Here is a 14420-nt window from a genome sequence, read left to right on the forward strand (position 1 = left end):
AAAAAAGGGGCGCCCCGAGGGGGCGCCCCTTTTTCGTTCGTGAGGTAGCTCGCACACGATCCTGATTCTGCGAAAAGACCCGGATCCGACCGACGAATCTCACGGACGGACCTTCTAGATGTCGAAGAAAGGTCCGAAAACCGTCGCCGGCCCAGGGCATTCCCAGGGGTATTGCGGTGTTGAACGACCTGATGACTCTTCGACTCGCAATCCTTGGTGACTCGATCGCCTACGGCGTCGGTGCGGCCCAGCCCACCGACGCGCTCGGGCCTAGTCTCGCCCGTGACTTGACCGCGTGCGGCCTGCAAGCGCAGTGGCGAACGTTCGCCGTACCCGGAGCACGAAGCGCTGACCTCGCCCGGCAGGTCCAGTCTGCACGATTGTGGCAGCCGGGCATCGTGGTGATCATTATTGGCGCCAACGACCTGACCCACCTCGTCCCGCCCGCTTCGGCCGCCGCGGACCTGGGCGACGCGGTGCGGCAACTACGCGCCGCCGAGGCGGAGGTGGTCGTCGCGCCGGCACCCGATCTGAGCGTCCTACCGCAGGTGCCGCCCGCGATGCGAGATCTGGTCCAGGCCGGCAGTGCGCTGCTACGGCAGGCCCAGGAGCAGGCGGTCCTCGGCGCAGGCGGCCGTATCGCTGACCAGCAGGGGTCAACATCGGCAATCTTCGCCACTGATCCTGCCCTGTTTGCCCACGACCGGTTCCACCCGTCCAGCGCCGGCTACGCGATGATCGCCAAGGCGCTGGCGCCGGTCGTGCGGGCTGCAGCCGACGCCTGCGGTCGGACCGACAAGGTTGGATAAACCCCGTCCGCGCTAGCCGTCCGTGCCGGTTACCACGTTCGGTTACGGCACTGGGTAGGGCACGGTGCTTGCGTGAACTCGACGGTCGGCAGGGCCGGTGCGAGAGACGATCATCGCTGCGTCGTGGTGGGGCTGGGGACGGTGGTCGGGCTCGGCACCATCGTGGGGCTGGGCACGGTCGTGGTCATGGTCGAGGACGGGCCGCCGGGAGAGGTGGGCGGGATGACCACGGTGGTCGGGCTCGGCACCATCGTGGGGCTGGGAACAGTCGTCAGGCCCGGCGCGGCGGGTGAGATCGTCAAGCCCGGCGCGCTGGGTGAGGTCGTACCCGTTGTCGGGCTGGGCACCGTGGTCGGGCTCGGCGTGGTGGTGGGGCTGGGCACGGTCGTGGTCATGGTCGAGGACGGGCCGCCGGGAGACGCGGGTGGGACGACCACGGTCGTCGGGCTCGGCGCCATCGTGGGGCTGGGAACAGTCGTCGGGCTGGGCGTGGTCGTCGGGCTCGGTGCCGGGGTTGGCGACTCCTGGGCCCATGCCTCGCCGGCCCCTCCGCCGAGCGCTAGGGCCGTGCCAGCCGTAACTGCCAGCACGAGTCGACTGATCGGCTTCATGGCGAACCCTCCTGCCGTGCTCAACGGCGGTCGTCGGACACCCTTTCCACCCTGCCCCCTTCAGCTGAGGAGACGCTGAAGAGCATCCGGCGTTGAGCAGGATGGCGGTGGTCCTGACGGCATGGCTGGTCCCGGCCGGTCGGTGGCGAACCGTGCGACAGCCCGCTCGTCTCGGTGACTCGGTCATCGCGGTGCAGCCAGGCGAGCAACTCCGGCATGGTCAGCGCAGGAGAGAACCTGCGCCGGGGACGCGCCGATGCGGCCGCAACCGGCTCCCGACGGTCGTACAGCGCTCCCGCGTACGAACACGGGCAAGCTGCAGCGCTTCCGGCTACTCCCGCCCGGGTACAGCGACACCGCCTCGATCGCCCGGGTGCGCGAGCTGTTCGCAGACATCCTCGACGGGCACGAGGTACACGCGACCAACTCGAGGTGGATCAGCTTCGCGACGGTACGCAACTCCAGCTGGCGGCACGGCAACGTGGTGCTGCTCGGCGACGCCGCGCACACCGCCCACTTCTCCATCGGCTCGGGGACGAAGCTCGCCATGGAGGACGCCTTGGCGCTCGCGGCGTGCCTGCATGAGCATCCGACCGTCGAGGCGGCGCTCACGGCCTGCGAGGCCGAGCGCAAGCCGGTCGTACTCTCCACCCAACGCGCCGCGCAGGCGAGCCTGGAGCGCCGCCGCGTTCGCGGAGGCCGGCGCGGACGCGATCGACGTGTCGACCGGGCAGGTCACGCCACTGGAGAAGCCGGCGTTCGGCCGCTCGTACCAGACGCCGTACGCTGACGCGATCCGCAACCGGGTCGGCATCGCGACCATCGCGGTGGGGGTCATCAGCTCGTACGACGACGTGAACTCCCTGCTGCTGGCCGGCCGAGCCGACCTGTGCGGTGTCGGGCGGGCGCACTGCAGGCCGGCAGCCGCCGGCCGCTGAGCGGACGCACCGACGGGCCGAAGCCGCGGCTGCAACTCGTCCGGGAAGGCGTACCGGGTACGCGACACGCTCGTTGGCGTCCCGGGGGCGCATGCCGGTAGCCAGCCACCAGGGCGATCGTGCGGGTGGTGACCGCCAACTCGACCACGCCGTGCTGGGTTGCGCCGCCGTCCGCAAGGCCGGCCTCCGGTAAGATCAGTGTGTCGTGGACGCGACGATATCGGGAGGTGGGGCCTGCGATGAGTAGCAGCCAGCCTCCCAGTCCCCGCTGACGCTCCGGTGACCGCGCCTCCGCCGGAGGTGTCGTCTGGAACGCCGCCCGCGGTGCCGGCACCGACGGCCATAGGTCAGATCTTCGCTCGCGCTGTTCGTTCGTCCGCGTCTTCGCAATAGAGGGTGGTGCCATGTCCGACTGGCCGTCGCGTGCTCGGACTCCGTCAAAGCGTCTTCGGCGCCGCGCCAACGACCGGCGTCCGCCCTCGGCGCCGGAGTTGTCGATGGATCCGCGGGCCGCAGCGGTCGCCGCGCCGGTGGACCAGAACATGGTCAGCTCGGCGATCTACCGGGACGGGCATCGGGTCGACAGCCCGCCCACCCTGGCCGAGACGTACCAGCGGCTGCGTGAGCAGCCCGGCGTGATGGCCTGGATCGGGCTGTACCGGCCTGCTCCGGTCCAGTTGCTGGCCATCGCCGAGGAGTTCGGGCTGCATGAACTCGCCGTGGAGGACGCGATCGTCGCCCACCAGCGGCCCAAGCTGGAACGCTACGGCGACACCCTGTTCGTGGTCCTACGCGCCGCCCGCTACCTCGACGACGTCGAAGAGGTCGACTTCAGCGAGCTCCACGTGTTCGTCGGCCCCAACTTCGTGATCACTGTCCGGCACGGCGAGGCCCCCGACCTCGCCGCCGTGCGCCACCGCCTGGAAGGCGATCCCGACCTGCTGCGTCGCGGTCCCGAAGCGGTCCTCTACGCCATCCTCGACAGCGTCGTGGACGGCTACGCGCCCGTGGTCGCCGGCCTCCAACACGACATCGACGAGATCGAGACCGAGGTGTTCCGCGGCGACCCGAGGGTGACCCGACGCATCTATGAACTGTCCCGCGAAGTGATCGAGTTCCAGCGCGCCGCCCGACCGCTGCTGACCATCCTGAACGGACTCGCGGCCGGGTTCGACAAGTACGGCACGGACGAGGAGTTGCGCCGCTATCTCGGCGACGTGGCCGACCACGCCACGACGGCGGCTGAACGCGTCGACGTCTTCCGCCAGACCCTCGCCGACATTCTGACGCTCAACGCCACCCTCGTCTCCCAGGCACAGAACGAGGAGATCAAACACCTCACCGAGGCCAGCTACGCCCAGAACGAAGAGATCAAGAAGATCTCCGCCTGGGCCGCCATCCTGTTCGCCCCCACCCTGATCGGAACGATCTACGGCATGAACTTCGAGTACATGCCCGAACTGCGCTGGAGGGTCGGCTACCCCTTTGCGCTCGCACTGATGGCCGCTGTCTGCGTCAGCCTGTACCTGGTGTTCAAACGCCGCGGCTGGCTGTGAGCACACCGGCCGACACCGGCCCTGGGGCGTCGTGGTGTTCACGATGATGGCGGCGTGGGGCCTGAGCGGGCCCCACGCCGCGCGTGAATCAGTGAATCACCACTGGTGCGACCCGGTCGCCGCCCTGTTCGTGGTCGCGCAGGTGGGACTCCTGGCGCTTGCGCGGCAGGAAGAACACCGGGATGAAGGTCGCAAGGATCAGCACGAAGCCCACCCCGAACGTCGTGGCGAACGAGTCGGCCACGAACTCCAGGCCGCGCTGCAGCATCCCCGGATCGACCGGGAACTGCTGGGCCAGTGCCGGGTTCTGCGCGACCGCAATCGCGAGCCCGGCCTCGGAGACCGTCCCGCCGGTCTGCGGGTTGACGGCGCCCGGGATGGCCGGGGAGCCGTTCAGTTCACTGGTCAGGATCACCGACATGATCGCCGAGCCGACCGAGCCGGCGATCTGCTGGAGGATGTTCAGCAGTGTCGAGCCGCGCGCCACCTCGTGGTTGGTGAGCGTCTTCAGCGCCGACGTCATGATCGGCATCATCGTGCCGCCCATGCCGAGGCCCATCACGAACAGTGAGCCGCACAGCAGCCAGTACGACGTGTCCGTGCCGACCTGGGTGAACGTGAAGAAGCCTGCCGCCATCAGCGCCAGCGCGAACGGCACCGTCCGGCCGACCGGGATGCGGTCGGCCAGCATGCCGGCGATCGGCATGGTCACCATCGCGCCGATGCCCTGCGGCGCCATCAGCAGACCGGCGTCGAGTGTCGACTCACCGCGCACCTGCAGGAAGTAGCTAGGGAACAGCAGGCCGGCGCCCATGAACGCGACCGTGAACACGGCCAGCGTCACGGACGCGACCGTCAGGTTACGGTCGCGCAGCAGTCGCAGATCGAGCAGCGGATGCTTCGGCTTGAACGAGTAGAGGACGAACCCGACGACCAGCAGGCCGCCGACCAGCATGGGCAGCCACACCTTGTTGTCGGCGACCGTGCCGGCCTCTGGCAGCGACGACACGCCGTACAGGAAGAGGGCCAGACCCGGCGAGAGCATCAGCATGCCGATGAAGTCGAACGACTCGGACGGCTCCGGGTTGTCCTTGGCCAGCGCCCACTGTGCATAGATCAGCGTGATGAGGCCGATCGGCAGGTTGATCAGGAAGATCCATTGCCAGCTCGCGATGTCGATGAGCCAGCCGCCCAGGATCGGGCCGCCGATCGGGCCGAGAAGCATCGGGATGCCCAGCACGGCCATCAGCCGGCCGATCCGCTCCGGACCGGCCGCCCGTGTCATGATCGTCATGCCGAGCGGCATCAGCATGCCGCCACCGAGGCCCTGCAGCACCCGGTAGCCGATGAGCTGGCCGATCGAGTCGGCGGTGGCGCAAAGGACGGAGCCGAGCGTGAAGAGCACGAGCGCGGTCATGTAGAGCCGCTTCGTACCGAAGCGGTCGGCGGCCCAGCCGGTCAGCGGAATGACCGTGGCGAGCGCCAGCGTGTAGCCGGTCATCGTCCAGGCGACCTGGGCGTACGAGGCGTCGAACTCGGTCTGGAAGGTGGGCAGCGCGACGCTGACCACCGTGACGTCGAGGATCGACATGATCGCGCCGAGGACAACGACCCCGGCGATTTTCAGTACGGCAGCATCGAGCTTGTTCGGTGCTGCCGCGGGTTGGCTGCTCACAGCAAATCTCCTGGTAAACCTGGCGGATAAGGTGATCGTTCGCGCGCTACGCCGCGCGCGGCACCGTGTCTTTGCAATAGGTCATCCCACGAGGCGTCCTCTACGGCCTTCAGGGATGCCACCTCGCCGTCCACCACGCTGATGCCGCGGGCAGCCAGCTTCTCCTCTGCCTCCTCGCCTGCCAGCGACGGCATGGTGTGGGAGAACATCGTGACATCGGCGCTCCACAGGCGGAACAGCAGCGCCTGGTGCGCTGAACAGCGGCCCACCGGCCAGCACGCCAATGGTCTGATCACGGATTTTCAACCATGGCAATACGGGCAATATACAACATCTCGCCCCCACCGAGCCCCACAGTCCCGGCACGTCCGGCAGTTCGTCAACCGGCCCGGTGGTCGCCAGCGGGGCTTGACAGGAATCCAATGACTTGCAACAGTTCCCAACTGTTTGCAAGCAACGCCAGCCGGGCGGTCGGTGACGCTTGCGGCCGACGCAAGGCCGCGCATGGGAGTGGTTGGTTTGGGTTCCAGGCAAGATCCTGCAGATGTCTTGATCGTTGGAGCGGGAACCGCGGCCGGGATCGCGGCCAGACACCTGGCCGAGGCGGGATTCACGGTGGTGGCCCTCGAACAGGGCACCTGGGTCGATCCGGGCAGCCTGCCGGGCAACAAGCCCGAGTACGAGTTGCTAGGGTCCAAGAACTGGCACCCGAGCCCGAACGTCCGTGGCCGTCGCGAGGACTACCCGGTGGACACCACCGAGGCCGACCTGCCGGTATGGCTGTACAACGGGGTGGGCGGCTCGAGTGTGCTCTACGGCGGCATCTGGGCGCGGGCCCTGCCGTCGGACTTCCGGGCGCGGACCCTCGACGGCGTCGCCGACGACTGGCCCATCAGCTACGACGAGCTCCTCCCGTACTACCAGGCCGTCGAGCGTGAGATGAGCGTCTCCGGCCTGGCCGGCAACCCCGCGTACCCGCCGGGGTTCGAGCCGCCGATGCCGGCCGCGCCGATCCACCGGACCGGCCGGACGATGGCCGAGGGTATGAACAAGCTGGGCTGGCACTGGTGGCCCGGCACCAACTCCATCCCGACGCAGAACCGTACCCACGAAGGCAAGTGCGTCCGCTACGGCATCTGCCGGATGGGCTGCCCGGAGGGTGCCAAGTCCTCCACCGACGTCACCCACTGGCGGGACGCCGTGGCGCTGGGAGCCGAGGTCATCACCCGCGCCCGGGTCGCCCGGGTCACCGTCGACGAACGCGGCCGCGCCAACGGGGCCGTCTACCTCCGGGACGGCGTGGAGCACTTCCAGGCAGCCTCGGTCGTCCTCATGGCGGCCGGCGGCATCGGAACTCCCCGGCTGCTGCTGATGTCGGCGTCCGAGCGGTTCCCCGACGGCCTGGCGAACTCGTCCGGCCTGGTCGGTAAGCGGCTCATGCTCCACCCGTACGCCGCGTCCGTCGGCGTCTACGACGACGACCTGGAGAACTGGCTCGGGCCCGCCGGTGAGCACATCGGCTCCATGCAGTTCTACGAGACGGACTCCTCCCGCGGCTTCGTACGCGGCGCGAAGTGGGCACTGCTCCCCATCGCCGGGCCCCTCGAAGCGGCCGAGAAGTGGACCGACAGGGGCAGCCTCGCCGGTGAGGCGCTCTGGGGCGACGGCTCGGCCGACCGGATGAAGTCGTTCGTGCGCATGCTGCAGTGGCACATCGTTCCGGAGGACCTCCCGGAGGAGACGAACGCCGTCTCGCTGCACCCCACGCTCACCGACTCCGACGGTCTGCCGGCGGCGAAGGTGCGGTACCGGGTCTCCGAGAACACGAACAAGATCATCGACTTCAACCTGGCCAGGAGCCTGGAGGCCCATGAGGCTGCCGGCGCCCTGAGGACCTGGGTCGCCGGGCGCAACTTCATGACCGGTCACAACACCGGTACCGCGAAGATGGGCGACGACCCCGCCACGTCGGTCGTCGACCGGTTCGGCCGGGCGCACGACGTACCGAACCTGTACATCATCGACGCGAGCGTGTTCACCACCTCGACGGGCGTGAACCCGACGGCCACGATCTGCGCCCTGGCCAAGCGCACCGCCACCCACATCGCATCCAACGCTCGCAACCAGGAGGTCGGGTCGTGACGGTCGTCAACCTCTCGGACGAACTGGGTGACGCGTCGCGGGCCCGCCTCGCCACGCTGGCCGACGTCCTGATCCCGGGCGGGTCCGGCCTTCCGTCCGCGAGCGACGCCGACGTGGCGGGCCAGTGGATCAACCGTACGCTGGCCGCGAACCCCGACCTGGCCGACGCCGTCGCACACGTCCTGGCCGTCGAGGGTGCGCCCGGTGAGGTGCTCGAGAGGCTGCGGATCGAGCGTACGGACGTCTTCGACGCGTTCGCGTTCGCCGTCAGCGGTGCCTACTTCATGAACCCCGCGGTGCGTCAGGCCCTGGGATACCCGGGTATCGCACCGCGCCGGATGCCCGCGGCGGACGGCGAAGCCGAGTACTACCTCGAGGACGACATCCTCGCCCCGGTCATCGGTCGGGGGCCGGTCTACCGACAGGCCTGATCACGAGAGTGAGGTCGGAGCGGCCAACCCGCGCGGCTCTCGCCCCCGAGGGGCGACCGTCAGGCGTACTCGAAGTGCGCCTGTTGCCCTCGCGAAAGGCCCGGCGCCAGACCTGACTGGCCGGCATCCACACGCTTTGCTCTGCTCCCGGATAGGCAACGGCAGGCGGTCCTGCCCTGTCGCCCATCCGGGAGCAGAGCAAAGCATGCGGCGGAGTGCCCCGTGCCGCGCGGCCTTCGTCCAGCGCAGCGGGCGCTCAGGCGCCCGCGCCTACCCGGCGAGACTGCCGACGCAGACATCGTCAGGCCGGTTCGGCCAGGGGCCGCGCGCGGTCGATGACGTCGTCGACGGTGACCGTGACGCCCGGGTCGGCGGCGGAGAAGAGGGTCCCCTCGTGCTGGACTGCCGCGGCTCCCCACGTCAGGGCGGTACGCAGGGCGTCGACGCCGCTTCCACCGGCCGCCAGGAAGCCGGCGAGCAGCGCGTCACCGGCACCGACCGCGCTCACCACCCGGGTCACCGGTGCGATCCCGTGGTGCACGCCGTCGTCGTCGACGAGGATCGCGCCGTCGGCGCCGAGGCTCGCCAGTACCGATCGGGCGCCGCGCTCGCGCAGGACGGTGGCCGCGTCGACGACGTCTCCGAACGTCTTCAGGGGGCGTTCGACGACCTCGGCCAGTTCGTGGGCGTTGGGCTTGACGAGGTCGGGGCCGGCCGGGAGCGCCGCGCGTAGGGCGGCGCCCGAGCTGTCGACGGCCACCTTGACGCCGCGGCGGTGGGCGTCGGCCGTCAGCTGCGCGTAGAAGTCCTCCGGCAGGCCGGCGGGCAGGCTGCCGCACCCGGCGAGCCAGCTCGCGCCGTCGGCCTTCTCAAGGGCCGCGACGGCCAGGGCCCGGGCCTCGGCCGGGCTGAGGGCCGGCCCGGCTTCGTTGATCTTGGTGACGGTGCCGTCGGGCTCCACCAGGCTGACGTTGCTGCGGATGTCACCGTCGATGGGGACGGTGATGAGGGGGATGTCGGCGGTGTCGAGCATCGTCATGATCTGGCTGCCCACGGCGCCACCCACCGGCAGTACCGCGACGACGTCGTGGCCGTGCGCGCGCAGGGCCAGCGCGACGTTGACCCCCTTGCCGCTGGGCTCGCTGCGGCTGCGCCGGCTGCGGATGACCGCGCCCCTGGGCAGCGCGTCGACGAAGACGGTGCGGTCGACGCTCGGGTTGGGGGTAACGGTGATGATCACGTCTGCTCCACTTCGAGGCCGGTGGCCTGCAGGGTTTTCAGGTCGGCGGCGGACAGGCCGGTGTCGGTGATGAGCAGGTCGATGTCGGACAGCTCTCCGTGCTTGCACAGGCTGACGGCGCCGACCTTGCTGTGATCGGCGAGGAGGATCCGCCGCCGGGCGCTCGCGAGCATGAGGCGCTTGATCGCGGCCTCCGCGGGGTCGGGCGTGGTCAGGCCGCGCTCCACGGAGATCGCGTTCGTGCCGAGGAACGCGACGTCGACGTTGATCTCGCTCAGGGCGCGCGCGGCCCAGTCGTCGACTCCGGCGAGCGTCAGTGGACGGACCCGGCCGCCGAGCGTGATGACCGTGAGCCGGGCACGGGTGGCGAGCGTGAGCGCGATCGACAGGGTGTTGGTGTAGACGGTCAGTTCCCGGTCGGCCGGGAACAGCTCCGCGAGGCGGGCGTTGGTCGACCCGGCGTCGATGAGGACGGACCCACGGGTGGGCAGATGGGCGAGCGCCGCCCGCGCGATCCGGGTCTTCTCCTCGGAGTAGTACGTGCGGGTCGACACCGCCGGCTCGAAGGAGAGCTGTTCCACGGGCACGGCGCCGCCGTGCACCCGGCGTAGCAGGCCCTGCTGTTCGAGTCCGATGAGGTCCTTGCGTACCGTCTCCTGGGTGACGCCGAGCTGGGCCGCGATGTCGGCGGCGTCGATCCGCCCGGTGGCGCGGAGCTCCGTGATGATGGCCTGCTTGCGTTGCGCGGCATAGGGGACCCGCTCGGGCGTGCTCACGCCGCGCCCCCGGCCCGGTGGGCGAGAGCGTGCCGCGTCGCGCCGCCGCTGGTCGTACGCGTGCTCATGCCAGCTGCTCCTTCGTTTGACGACCTGCTCAGTCAAGGGGCGGGAACTGCTCCCGTCCGGCGTAGACGCCCGCGGCCTGACCGGCCAGCAGCGCGGCGCCACGGGCGCCGGCCTCGGCCACATCGGGGTTCCGCAGGGGACCCAGGACCCTGCGCTTCACCTCGAGCAAAGCCCTGCTGCGCGACCACCCGCCGGTGACCACGAGCGCCTGGTGACCGCCGACGACCGCGGACATCGCGGAGTGGATCTGGTCGGCTTCCGCGGTGACGGCCTCCAGTGCGGCGCGCCACAGGTCTGCCGGGCCGACGCCGTTGGTCATACCGGAGATGCGCAGCTCGTCGGTATCGGCGCCGCTGACGGTCACGGTGGGAGTGTGGCGGGTCAGCGCCTCGCGGTCGAGTTCGCTGACATCGGCGGACGTACGGCCGAGCAGGCGCAGAACCCGTTGCAGGGCAAGCCCGCCCTGCGTACCGCCGAGCAGGCACCACCGGTCGGCCAGTACGTGCCAGCCGGTCGTGATCCCGCCCTTGGCGAGGGACGCGACGGCTGCCGTGTCGACGAGGCCGGCCGGTACCGTACGGACCAGCGCCTCGGCGGTGCCGCACGAGTCCAGCTCGTCGCCGGGTCCGGCGGCGTCCGCGCCGACGGTCGCGGCCTGGTGGTCGTGGCCGGCGACGGTCAGGACCGCGCCGGTCAGGCGGGGGATGCCCACCTCGTCACTGACCCGGCCCAGGGGGGTGCCCGCCGTGACGACGTCGGGCATCAGCGAGCGGGCGGCGCCCGACCATTCCAGGGCCTCGGACCACCAGTCCCGGGTGGACAGCTCGAACCATCCGGTACGTGAGGCCAGTGACTGCTCGGCCGACTCCTCGCCGCCGAGCCCCCGCACCACCCACTCGGCGATGTTCAGCCGGCGCACCGCACCCCTGGTCTGTGGATGGTGTGCCAGCAGCCAGCGGTGCTTGGTCAGCGACCACTGACCCCGAAGCGGCAGTCCGGTGTGGCCGGCGAAGCGGTCCTCGCCGAGCGCCGCCGTCAGGTCGCGGACCTCGGCACCGTCGCGGGTGTCGTGCCAGGCGATGACGGGCGCCAGCGGTACGCCGTGGGCGTCCAGGAGTACGCCCGACTCGCCCATGCTGGTCACGCCGACGCCGAGCACGGGGCCGTCCGGGGCCTGTGCCAGGGCCAGCCGCAACGCTTCCCGGGCCGAGGCGAGCAGTTCGACGGCGTCGAGCTCCGCCCCGTGTGCGGTCAGGGCCCACGGGGTGACCGCCTTGCCCTCGCTGACGGGTCGGCCGCTCGTGGTGAACACGACGGCCTTGCTCGTGGTCGTGCCCACGTCCAGGCCGACGATCAGTGGATCCATGCACTCAGCCTTACTGTCCCGACCCGTTGCTTAGTTGTGAGTCGGTGGATATCGTTGCGTTTCGTTGGTGGGGTGTCAAGAGAACTGATGTTCCTAAAAGGCACACCCGATTCGCCCGCGAGACGTCTCGCGCCCGTCACCTCGGAGGCAGTGGATGCCGCTCGTCAGTACCCAGCAGATCGTGGACTCCGCCCGTGCCCGGGGCGTCGGCGCCGGGGCGTTCAACGTCATCACCCTTGAGCACGCGGAGGCCATCGTGACCGGGGCGGAGCAGGCGGGTGCGCCGGTGATCCTGCAGATCAGCGAGAACGCGGTCAAGTTCCACGGTGGCCGGCTGACGCCCATCGCGGCCGCCGCGGCGGCGGTCGCCCGGTCCGCGGCCGTACCGGTCTCGCTGCACCTCGACCACGTCGAGGACACCGCACTGCTGCACCAGGCCGCCGACGCCGGGATGAGCTCGGTCATGTTCGACGCCTCCAAGCTGGACTACGACGCCAACGTCGCCGCCACCCGCGCCGCCGCCGAGTGGGCCCACGAGCGCGGCCTGCACCTGGAGGCGGAGCTGGGCGAGGTCGGCGGCAAGGACGGCGCGCACGCTCCAGGCGTCCGCACCGATCCGGCGGAGGCCGCCGCCTACGTCGCCGCCACCGGCGTCGACGCGCTCGCCGTCGCGGTCGGCAGCTCCCATGCCATGACGACCCGTACCGCCAAGCTCGACCACGGCCTGATCGGCAAGCTGCGCGAGGCCGTACCGGTGCCGCTGGTGCTGCACGGCTCGTCCGGCGTCGCCGACGACGAGCTGCGCGAGGCCGTCGCCGCCGGCATCGTCAAGGTCAACATCGGCACGATCCTGAACGTCGCCTTCACCGGCGCGGTCCGGGACACCCTGCGCGATCCGTCGCTGGTCGACCCGCGCAAGTACCTCGCCCCCGCGCGGGTGGAGATGACGGCCGTCGTGCGGCGTCTGCTGACGGTCCTCACCGGCGCCGGGGACGCCGGCGCGAGCGCGTCCTGAGCGCAGGGTCGGCGTCGCTCGGGATAACAAGAACACGGTGTGGCGACAACCCTTGACATGTTAAATCCGCGTGTCTAAGTTCTAACCACCCTGATGTGACATCGATTACCTCATCTCGAATGGTGACCTCCGAGGGGGTGAGTCGTGCGGACAGTGGTGGCCCGACCAGGGCGACCGTCCTGTTCCACGGTGATCGGTCCGACGGGAGCGACTGGCGCGTGCGCCGGTGTCGCGGTGCGCGCGTCGTGCCCACATACGACGCGTCGTTCCGCGGGCCGTCGCCGAGCCGGTCGGTCGGCTTGCTCGACCCGGTGGTCGGGTAGGTGGGCCGATGCGTCACGCCTGCCGCGAAAGCCCTGAAACGCCTGTGGCACAAGGGAAATCGTGGAGCGACGGGACGGATGAGGCCGGTTGAGAACGACCTGGTGGCGCACCCGGAGGATCACGGTCTGCAGAGGCTTGACATCCCCGGTCGCGATACCTAGCTTGGGTGCACTTGCCGGTGACATCGATTACCTTTCCGTGACCGTAACGGCCATGGACGACCGGAACAGTGCGGCGTCGAACGTCGCTGATTGGACCCGCGCTCCCATGTGAACCAACGGCGTGACACCAGAACCCGGGTCGCGGACGAAGGCAGCCGGGGCAGCGGTGAATCAGCGGGTTAAGAGGCACATCCCCCACAACGACACATTCCTCGGAAGGATCCACCGCATGTCAATCTTCGACGCAAGGATGACGCGACGCGTCTCCTTGGCCGCCGCGGCGGCCGCCGTCCTCGCCACGGCGACGGCGTGTGGCACGTCGTCGGGCTCGAAGTCCGGCAACAAGGAGATCACGATCGGCTGGTCGGTCGCCTACTTCGACCACCCCGTCTACCAGCTCATGATGGAGGGGATCAAGGAGGAGGCCGCCAAGCAGGGCGTGAAGGTCATCCTCGCGGACGGCAAGAACGACCCCGCCGTCCAGACCCAGCAGATCAACAACTTCCTGGCGCAGAAGGTCGACGGGATCATCCTGACCCCGGCAGTCTCCGACCCGATGATCCCGGCGGTCAAGAAGGTCAACGCGGCGAAGGTACCGTTCGCGATTGTCGACCGGCGGATGGAGACCAAGGGTTCGGGCATCAAGTGGGACTTCCTGGTCAGCTGGGACATGGTCAAGTCCGGCACGGTCGGCGGTGAGCAGGTCGTCAAGGCGCTGAACGGCAAGGGCAAGATCGCCGTCGTCGAGGGCACCGCCGGCGCCGGCTCGACGGTCGACCGAGGCGGGGCGTTCTACAAGGTCATCGCCCAGAACCCGGGCATCCAGGTGGTCTACAAGGCGGACGGCGACTTCAAGCGCAGCGGTGGACAGCAGGTGACCGAGGCCATCCTCCAGCGCTTCCCCAAGGGTGAGCTCGACGCCATCTACTACATGGCCGACGAGATGCTGTTCGGTGGCATCCAGGCGATCAACAACTCCGGTCGCCGCGAGGGCTTGAAGATCATCAGCTGTGACGGTGACAAGAACGCCCTGGACATTCTGCGCAAGGGCCAGATCGACTACGACGGCATCTTCTTCCCCAAGGACGAGGGCGTCATCGGCACCCGGCTGATGGCTCAGAAGCTCAAGGGCCAGAAGCCGGAATTCGGCAACCAGGAGTACGAGGGCCGCAAGGCCGCTCTCGTCGAGTACGAGGGCATGCCCTGGGTGAAGCCGGACTTCTTCGGTGTCGATTCCAGCAACATGAACGACCCGATGTTCGTCGGCTGGTAACAGCCCCGGCTCTGCATCGCGGACAGCAATCCGC

General features: G+C 69.5%; 13 protein-coding genes. 8 read left to right on the forward strand and 5 right to left on the reverse strand.

Annotation, left to right across the window (positions count from 1 at the left end; translation table 11 throughout):
- Positions 1-176 precede the first annotated feature (176 nt).
- From Pme01_RS27590 to Pme01_RS27605, 4 genes are all read left to right on the forward strand, one after another.
- Positions 177-809, forward strand: coding sequence for an SGNH/GDSL hydrolase family protein (locus Pme01_RS27590; RefSeq protein WP_239088504.1), 633 nt, complete (start codon positions 177-179; stop codon positions 807-809).
- Between the two features lie 72 nt (positions 810-881).
- Entirely contained in the window at positions 882-1499 is a 618-nt protein-coding gene (locus Pme01_RS27595; protein ID WP_168117861.1) for a hypothetical protein, read from the forward strand.
- Positions 1500-1676: 177 nt separating this feature from the next.
- The gene (locus tag Pme01_RS31280) at positions 1677-2210 is read left to right on the forward strand and encodes an FAD-dependent monooxygenase (protein WP_275408574.1); all 534 of its coding nucleotides are present in this window, start codon (positions 1677-1679) and stop codon (positions 2208-2210) included.
- A gap of 645 nt (positions 2211-2855) precedes the next feature.
- Positions 2856-3914, forward strand: coding sequence for a magnesium and cobalt transport protein CorA (locus Pme01_RS27605; protein ID WP_203935915.1), 1059 nt, complete (start codon positions 2856-2858; stop codon positions 3912-3914).
- Between the two features lie 88 nt (positions 3915-4002).
- Here Pme01_RS27605 and Pme01_RS27610 read toward each other — a convergent pair whose 3' ends face one another.
- Both Pme01_RS27610 and Pme01_RS27615 read right to left on the reverse strand, forming a co-directional pair.
- Complete coding sequence (locus Pme01_RS27610; RefSeq protein WP_168117859.1) at positions 4003-5589, reverse strand: DHA2 family efflux MFS transporter permease subunit; 1587 nt, start codon at positions 5587-5589, stop codon at positions 4003-4005.
- Positions 5586-5885 carry a hypothetical protein gene (locus tag Pme01_RS27615; protein WP_203935916.1) on the reverse strand — a complete coding sequence of 100 codons (300 nt, stop codon included), beginning with the start codon at positions 5883-5885 and terminating at the stop codon, positions 5586-5588. Before Pme01_RS27615 ends, Pme01_RS27610 begins: the two co-directional genes overlap by 4 nt.
- A gap of 253 nt (positions 5886-6138) precedes the next feature.
- Between Pme01_RS27615 and Pme01_RS27620 the strand changes: the two genes are divergently transcribed.
- A complete protein-coding gene (locus tag Pme01_RS27620; RefSeq protein WP_203935917.1) occupies positions 6139-7731 on the forward strand; it encodes a GMC family oxidoreductase in 1593 nt (530 codons plus the stop codon).
- Positions 7728-8162, forward strand: coding sequence for a hypothetical protein (locus tag Pme01_RS27625; protein WP_168117857.1), 435 nt, complete (start codon positions 7728-7730; stop codon positions 8160-8162). Before Pme01_RS27620 ends, Pme01_RS27625 begins: the two co-directional genes overlap by 4 nt.
- A 301-nt stretch (positions 8163-8463) precedes the next feature.
- Here Pme01_RS27625 and pfkB read toward each other — a convergent pair whose 3' ends face one another.
- From pfkB to Pme01_RS27640, 3 genes are all read right to left on the reverse strand, one after another.
- Complete coding sequence (gene pfkB, locus Pme01_RS27630) at positions 8464-9402, reverse strand: 1-phosphofructokinase (protein WP_168117856.1); 939 nt, start codon at positions 9400-9402, stop codon at positions 8464-8466.
- On the reverse strand, positions 9399-10178 hold the full coding sequence (locus Pme01_RS27635; protein WP_239088505.1) for a DeoR/GlpR family DNA-binding transcription regulator: 780 nt from the start codon (positions 10176-10178) through the stop codon (positions 9399-9401). The genes pfkB and Pme01_RS27635 overlap by 4 nt, the downstream gene beginning before the upstream one ends.
- Before the next feature lie 97 nt (positions 10179-10275).
- A complete protein-coding gene (locus Pme01_RS27640; protein WP_168117854.1) occupies positions 10276-11613 on the reverse strand; it encodes an FGGY-family carbohydrate kinase in 1338 nt (445 codons plus the stop codon).
- A 154-nt stretch (positions 11614-11767) separates the two neighbouring features.
- Between Pme01_RS27640 and Pme01_RS27645 the strand changes: the two genes are divergently transcribed.
- Together Pme01_RS27645 and Pme01_RS27650 are read left to right on the forward strand one after the other, a co-directional pair.
- Positions 11768-12628, forward strand: a complete 861-nt coding sequence (locus Pme01_RS27645) for a class II fructose-bisphosphate aldolase (RefSeq protein WP_168117853.1) — start codon at positions 11768-11770, stop codon at positions 12626-12628.
- A gap of 714 nt (positions 12629-13342) precedes the next feature.
- The gene (locus Pme01_RS27650) at positions 13343-14386 is read left to right on the forward strand and encodes a substrate-binding domain-containing protein (protein ID WP_203935918.1); all 1044 of its coding nucleotides are present in this window, start codon (positions 13343-13345) and stop codon (positions 14384-14386) included.
- Positions 14387-14420: the final 34 nt, after the last annotated feature.

It is taken from the genome of Planosporangium mesophilum (assembly GCF_016863255.1).
GTDB lineage: Bacteria > Actinomycetota > Actinomycetes > Mycobacteriales > Micromonosporaceae > Planosporangium > Planosporangium mesophilum.